Below are 8,182 nucleotides of genomic sequence, written 5' to 3' on the forward strand. Positions count from 1 at the left end.
GTGAGATAGACGACATAAAGCCATCGACAATCGAATTAGCCAGATCTTCGCCCGCTTGTTCCATACCAGCCTTGGCAGCATCAGAGAGCTGTTCGCGGGCAAAAAAGCTCTTTCTAAACTAGAACTTCTTAAAATCCCCTTTGTACACCTCTCTCAAAGAAAAGATAAAACTGCCAAAACACGTGAGAGTCATCTAAGGATAATTGCATGAGACCATAACAGCTATAAACAGACTCCAATATTTATATCATACTTATTGTAACGATTTACTTACGTATAAAAGAAGAAGATAAAATTGTAATACAACTAAAAGTTCATACGGTTAATCAAGAGAAATTATACAGCATCACAAAACATCAATTGTTTGAAGATTATAAGTAAAAAATTGATCAAAATAAAAAGCTTTTCTTATGAAAAAGAAAAGAGTTGCCCATGAGTAGATATTATAAACTCTAACAAAGGGCATAACTTGATAATTATACTGCAACAAACTAATAGAAACAGCCTTCTTGATAATTCAGGACAACATGTGCTAGCAAATTATGAACACACCCTTGACAAACTCCCCTTTCTTCAAAGATGAATGCCTAAAAAGAAAAAATAGAATAACAAACCATTATTCTGCTTTGTATTAAAGCTCAGTTCACATTAAACCATTGCACTTATAGCGTATAACCTGAAATCTTAACAGCTTTGAAAAAGATATAAAAAAGATGTCTGATTTTTCACTCTATTTCTAAGTAACATTTAGACACTCCTACTGCTCTTCAAGTCCGCACATATAATACGCTTTTTCCCTCATGCTTTAAGACAAAGAAACAAATCCTATTATAACTCACTGCAACTTGCCGAAAATTGGGTGTCTTTCCCTATAACGCCAAGATCTTTAATTAAAAGCGGTTTTCCTATTTCTCCATTATAGGCTTTAACGTGAATGGTCTTGCCTTTCACATCTATGAGGTAATAATCTCCATTAAAAAGCGCACCAGCTGTATATATAGGGATATTTCCAAAAACCTTATCATTTTTCGCACGGCAATAAGACTGATAATGCGTGTGCCCCACGAAGATTGCTTTAACATTATGAGAGGTAATAATTGACTTAAAGACCGACAAATCTTTAGCATTCTTTTTACGAATAAAAAAGGATTCACCATCAATGGAAGCAGCACGCGCATCATGAAAATTAATGATTGTCACTTTACCTCTTGCATCAGCAGCAGCTAAATCGTTCCTAAGCCAATCTAAAGATTTATTGATTTGCACTTCTGTAGACTGCCCCTTCAAACCAACCGTATAGCTTGGATAATTGTGAAGCTGCACATAGTGAACATCTCCATAATCCCAAGAATAACTCAAACTCCCCCTTATCGAGCGAATATTTCCACCCGAAATGGGAACCAAGCTTTCAGTAACATCTGCATTGAAATGCGATAATTGACTACGGTATTTTTTGATTTCCGATACCATTCTTGAAACTGCACTTATAGAACAAGCATCTTTGTAAAAACTGAATTCTTGAGGATTTGTACAATTACCAACATTATTGGCATAATCGTGATTCCCTAGCCCCTCATAGACAGGTGCTCCAAGAGTTTTATAAACATTTTCATAATCATCATAGTTTTTTTGTTGTCCAAACTCCGTCAGATCACCATTGACAATATGGAATGCAGCCTTGTGCGCTTTTATCACACCAGCAACCTGCTCATTTATCTTTAACCATGGCTCTCTGTTTGATATTCCATTGGCATCACCAGAGTTTAAACGCCACGGTTGCGGATCAGCCATAATGATAGCAGTATAATTTTTTGTAAGAGACTTTTCTTTCATCGACCAATCCATGAATGCATCATGATAAAGCCTCTTGTCTCTTTTTATTTTTTCAGCATCAAGATTAAAACAACCAGAGAGAGTAAAAGCAATCACGGTGATTACCAATTCAACTTTATATCTCATAAACCTATCGCCATAAAAACGTTACATATTATATTAAAAAATTCCTCAGAAGCAATTTTTTAGATTTTATTGTCAAAAATATGTCAAAAATTCGAAATAACGAAAGCAATAATCCTTCAATGAAGGTGCACTTTGATGATATAAAAGCACTGTTGATTTCAAGCCTTCAACTTGAAGCATCTTCATTGATTAAGATTTATAAGCTTGGGCTCTGGCTCTTTCAAATGTCATCGATACATCAACAGCTTATAAAAACTTAGTCGTATAGTATTAAAATATCCCCAACAGGAGAAAGAATGTATTCTTATATTAGAGCACCCAACTCCTTTGGATATCAAGATCAAATATATTAGAATATTATGATAAATAAGGTATAACTAATCAAAAGTGCTAGCAATAGTGTTTGATTATTACCGTCATCACTTACTTTGACAAGTTATAAAAATGCAGAAGTATTACAGAAAATACTATTATTACTTTATAAAAAAATAATATAACTTATGTAAGTATTATAATAATATTTATAATTTCTATAATATAGATTTACAATAAATTTAATTATATAATACAAATAATTACAAACACATTGTGTGTTAAATATAAATTAATACAAATTTAATATCATTTGTTTTTTAATTTTGACAAAAAACCAAAAATATCTTACCAAATAAAGACAATTATCGAAATTAATAACAACTATCCATTTTCACTTCTTCTTATGAAGTTTGCGGGGAAATGAATATTTGGGGGCTCTCATAAGGAGAATACTGGTGTATAAAACATCCCTTTTATCATGCACGGCTGCGGCTGCTATCATCCTATTCAACATCCAGTTCACTGCACATGCTGAAACTCTTGACGTTGCCAACGAAGAAAAAGATATATCCGGAAAAACGTACGAGACTATTTATGTAAAAGACAAAGGAAAAATCACCGGCAGTACTGTAACTGTAACTGGAAATAAAAACACAAATACAGACACAGGTAGCGATAAATATGTTGTAACAGTTGAAGGTGCTAACAGTGCGCTTGAATTAAATGGCTTAAATATTCAAGGCACTGATTCTGATGTTCGTTTTGGTATTTCTGTAAAAGACGGCGCTAACATCAACCTGACTGGGGGGAACATTACAGCTTCTCAAACTGGTGTTTATATTGATGATAGTAAGAATAGTAGAAATATACTACAAAATGTAGTGATATCAGATAATAAAAATGAAGCATCATCACTCCTTGGAATAGAAATAAACAACGAAAGCTTTATCACTTTAGAAAATGTAACAGTTAAGCAAGCAGAAACTGGTATACTTGCGGATGTCGTTTCTCAAGTTATAGTATCCGGAGGATCATTCGAAGGTAAAATGGATGGCGTATATGCTATGGGCGGCACCACCATTACTGTAGATGGCGGTACTAACATTACCTCATCTAATGGTAACGGACTCCATGCCGATGATGAAAATACCACCATAAAAATGACTGGGGGAAGCGTAACTGGAAAAGACGCAGCATTGTATACAAACGATGGTGGTCATATTAAAGTCACGGGTGGTACTCTAACAGCTAAGGAAGATACCACAAGTGCACCTACTACAGAAGGGGATAACCCTGCATATAATAAGGGTACTAAAATTGAGAGTGGATTCGGCGCATTGTCTCAAGGTGAAAACAGTGTGATTGAATTATCTGATACAAAGATCAATGATGCGACAATCGGGTTAAAAACACAAGAAAGTGGCGCAATCGCAATGACTGGGGGAAGCATTACAGCGTCCAAAGTTGGTGCATTCTTTTTAGATAGCAAGAGCAAAGAAAACGAACTGAAAGATGTAGTGACATCAAGTGGGAAAGATGATGCGCCACTAATCAATGGAATCAAGGCAACTAACAGTAATGTCACTTTAAATAATGTAACAGTGACGCAAGCACAAACTGCCATAGATGCATATGATTCCACAGTAAAAGTCTTAGGAGGATCATTTGATGCAGAAAAAGCAGCAATATTTGCTCAAAACGGCGGCAACATCACTTTAACTGGCGGTGCAAAAATTACATCATATAACGATGCTGGACTCTATGCGGAAGGTTCAAAGTCCATCATCGAAATGACAGGAGGGAGCATTACAGCGAAAGAGGAAGCAGTAACGACAACATACGGTGGCCATATTACTGTTACAGATGTCACCCTAAAAACAAATGGTGATGGACTTGGTGTAGCTTCTGATGACCTTGGTAGCATGATTGAATTACTTGGAAAGACAACGATTAGTGATAGTGCAATCGGGCTTCAAGCACAAAACGGTGGTGTAATCAAGATGACTGGGGGAACCATTACAGCTTCTGCAGCTGGTGCTGGCTTCTTAAACAGTAACAGCCGTGAAAACAAACTAGAAAATGTGACAATATCGAGTGGTAAAGACGATGCGCCACTGAACTTTGGAATAAAAGCAGATAAAGGTACCGTCACTTTAAAAGATGTAACAGTGACTCAAGCAGCCGCTGGTATATTTGCAGATCATGATTCGACAATAACAATCTCGGGAGGATCATTTCATGCACAAAATGCAACAATATCTGCTCAAAACGGCAGCGCCATCACTTTAACAAACGGTGCAAAAATTACATCATCTGATGATGTTGGATTATATGCTAAAGATTCAAACTCCTCCATCACAATGATAGAAGGAAACGTCACGGGAAAAGCGAGTGCTTTGGTTGCTGAAGATGGTGGTCATATTACTGTTACAGATGTTACCCTAAAAACAAATGATAGCGATAAGTCATTTGGTGTATTTTCTAATGGCGCAAATAGTGTAATTGAATTGCTTGGAAAGACCACAATTAGTGGTAGTGCAATCGGGCTTGCATTCCAAAATGATGGCGCAATCAAGATGATTGGAGGAACCATTACAGCTTCTGCAGCTGGTGCTGGATTCTTAAACAGTAACAGTCATGAAAACAAACTAGAAAATGTGACAATATCGAGTGATAAAGACGATACGCCACTGAACTTTGGGATAAAAGCAGATAAAAGTACCGTTACTTTAAAAGATGTAACAGTGACTCAAGCAGCCGCCGGTATATTTGCAGAGAATGATTCGACAATAACAATCTCGGGAGGATCATTTCATGCACAAAATACAACAATATCTGCTAAAAGCGGCAGCACTATCACTTTAACCAATGATGCAAACATTACATCATCTGATAATGTTGGACTCTATGCAGAAGGTTCAAAATCCACCATCACAATGACGGGAGGAACTGTCACGGGGAAAGGTAATGCATTGGTTGCTGAAAATGGTGGACATATTACTGTTGCAGATGTGGCTCTAACTGTCACAGATGTGGCTCCAAGTGACGACTATATATCGTCTGGTGTATTTTCTGTTGGTGAAGGCAGTGTAATTGAATTACTTGGAAATACAACTATTAGTAATAGTGCACTCGGGCTTCAAGCACTAAACGATGGTGCAATCAAGATGACTGGAGGAGCCATTAAAACTTCTCTAGTTGGTGCTGGCTTCTTAAACAGTAACAACAGCAAAAACAAGCTAGAAGGTGTAAAGATATCGAATAGTAAAGACGATGCGTTACTGAACTTTGGAATAAAAGCAGATAAAAGTACCGTCACTTTAAAAGATGTAACCGTCATGCAAGCAACCAATGCCTTAGTTGCAGATGATCACTCAACAATAACAGCCTCAGGAGGATCATTTCATGCACAAAATACAACAATATCTGCTCAAAACGGCAGCGCCATCACTTTAACCAACAATGCAAACATTACATCATCTGATAACATTGGACTCTATGCAAATAGTTCAAACTCCACCATCAGCATGACGGGAGGAACCGTCACGGGGAAAGGTAATGCATTGGTTGCTGAAAATGGTGGACATATTACGGTCACAAATGTGTCTCTAAATGTTACAGATGTATCTCTAGGTGACGAAGATATATCGTCTGGTGTATTTTCTAATGGCGAAGGCAGTGTAGTTGAATTGCTTGAAGGAACAACGATTAGTAATAGTGAAATTGGACTTACAACAAACGATGGTGGCGCAATAAACATGACTGGAGGGACCATTAAAACTTCTCTAGTTGGTGCCGGCTTTTTAAACAGTAACAGCGGTGAAAACAAGCTGGAAGGTGTGAAGATATCGAATAATAAAGACGATGCGTTACTGAACTTTGGAATAAAAGCAGATAGAAGTACCGTCACTTTAAAAGATGTAACAGTGACTCAAGCAGCCGCCAGTATAGTTGCAAATAACCACTCAACAATAACGGTCTCAGGAGGATCATTTAGTGGACGTGATGTAGGAGGAAGCGCCGAAACCAGCAGTACGATTATCTTAAAAAACAATGCTAACATTATATCATCTAATGGCGAAGGACTCCTTGCAGACGGTTCAGGATCTAAGATCATAATGACGGGAGGATCCGTAGCCGCGAACAAAACAGCGTTATTCGCAATCAACGGAGGGCATATTGATGCCACAGATGTTGCTCTAACAACAGAGGGAAAAGGAAGCGGTGCATTTGTAAGTGGCAATGACAGCACAATTCAATTGCATGGTGATACAATAATTAACAATACTTTGGACGGCCTTGGAGCAGTTAACGGTGGTAAAATCATTAGCGAAAACTTATCGATAATCGGTGGTGAAGCACTTGAAGGCTCCGACAACGAACGCACTGGTATATGGACATCGGACTCTGGTAGTGAAGTTAGGTTAATGGGCAAAACAACCATTCAAAATGTCGATGAAGGTTTTTATGCAGACGGTGGAAGTCAAATCATTAGCGGAGATTTAATTATAACCGGTAGTGAAAGTAAAACAATGACCGTTGGTGTAAACGTTGCAGAAACTGATAGTTTAATTAAGTTAAATGGTAAAACAATCATTCAAAACTTTGATTTTGGTCTCACCGCAGCAAATAATAGCACAATTAAGATGACGAATGGTTATATTGGAGCAGCAGAGAATACAATAAAAAATAAAATAGAAGCAAAAAAAGTTGCACTATGGGCGGCATTTAATGGACATATTGATGTCGTGAATACTTCTATGATAGCAGGAGTTGCTGGTTTGCAATTTATAGCTCTCTCTAATCCTGATCTAGATTATCCAGATGATCCACAAAAACGTAAAAGCAGTGAAATCAATTTAACCAATGCAGATATTCACGTTGAAAATAGCACAGGAATTTTTGTTGGAGCTTTTACTAACACAAACATGGAAGATATTCCAACTTTATCAATCGGTACAGCAAATCTCAAAAATTCAGAAATCCATGCTGATGTATTGTTAGGAGATGGTCTTTTCGAAGATCCAAAATCTTGGAAAAATGACAATTATTGGAACAATAAAGAGGTTAAAGCGATCTCCAATGGCACCTTCACCTTAAGCGCGGATCAGTCTACTCTAGAGGGCAGAGCGAATATTGCTAAAAATAGAACTGTACGTTTTGATCTAAAAAACAAGACAACATGGACACTAAAGACCAGTACAAAAGAAAAAGATGCTGATGGCAAACTGCTTGATATTGCTCAAAGATCTCGTTCCGATATTTCTACGCTTAATCTCGATAACAGCTCTATTGTTTTTGATGGACTGGTAGAAGATCATTATCACACATTGCATATAGGATCTGGTAAACCAGATACGCAAGAAGTCTACAACGCCTCTGGTAATGCAAAGATTTACTTCAACATTGCTTGGAGTGATGGCGTAGCAAGTGCCGATCAAAAAACCGATAGACTTCTGATCCACGGTGATGTCTCAGGCTCCACAACAGTTTATATCAAAAGCGATTCAGGAGATGAAAGTAGTGTAGTCAATGCTGCTGATCCTTCCAATATAGGTGGTCTCTCGCTCATTCAAGTTTCTGGAAAAGCACAAGAAGACTCTTTCAAACTCGTAAATGGCTATACCACAAGAAATCGTTTGCCTTATAAATATACGCTAACGGCCTATGGACCAGAGTCAAGCCACGGTACAGCCGATGTTGCACAAAGCCTCTTTGATGAAAAGAATGAAAATTTCTGGGATTTCCGCTTACATAAAGAAATTCTTGAAACGGATTCTGGTTCTGGTCCAAGTGTGATCGTCCCTGTAGCACAAACGGCCAGTTACTTAGTCATGCCAAATGCTCTCTTCTATAGTGGATTAACCGATATGGCTAAACAAAACGCGCTTTTAGCCAATATCAGAAC

General features: G+C 37.5%; 2 protein-coding genes and 1 pseudogene. 2 read left to right on the top strand and 1 reads right to left on the bottom strand.

Going from position 1 to position 8,182, the window contains the following annotated elements:
* Window positions 1-828: 828 nt before the first annotated feature.
* Entirely contained in the window at window positions 829-1,959 is a 1,131-nt protein-coding gene (locus ACFIQE_RS08015; RefSeq protein ID WP_375707497.1) for a metallophosphoesterase, read from the bottom strand.
* 770 nt (window positions 1,960-2,729) lie between these two features.
* On the opposite strand from ACFIQE_RS08015, the pseudogene ACFIQE_RS11440 reads away from it, so the two are divergent.
* Both ACFIQE_RS11440 and ACFIQE_RS11445 read left to right on the top strand, forming a co-directional pair.
* Window positions 2,730-5,087: pseudogene (locus ACFIQE_RS11440) on the top strand (NosD domain-containing protein); the annotation flags it as partial.
* 633 nt (window positions 5,088-5,720) lie between these two features.
* On the top strand, window positions 5,721-8,182 hold a 2,462-nt coding region (locus ACFIQE_RS11445; protein ID WP_404978097.1), incomplete at its 3' end, for an autotransporter outer membrane beta-barrel domain-containing protein.

The sequence above is a fragment of the Bartonella sp. AA1HLJMS genome (assembly GCF_042197445.1).
In the GTDB taxonomy this organism is placed as follows: Bacteria; Pseudomonadota; Alphaproteobacteria; order Rhizobiales; family Rhizobiaceae; genus Bartonella.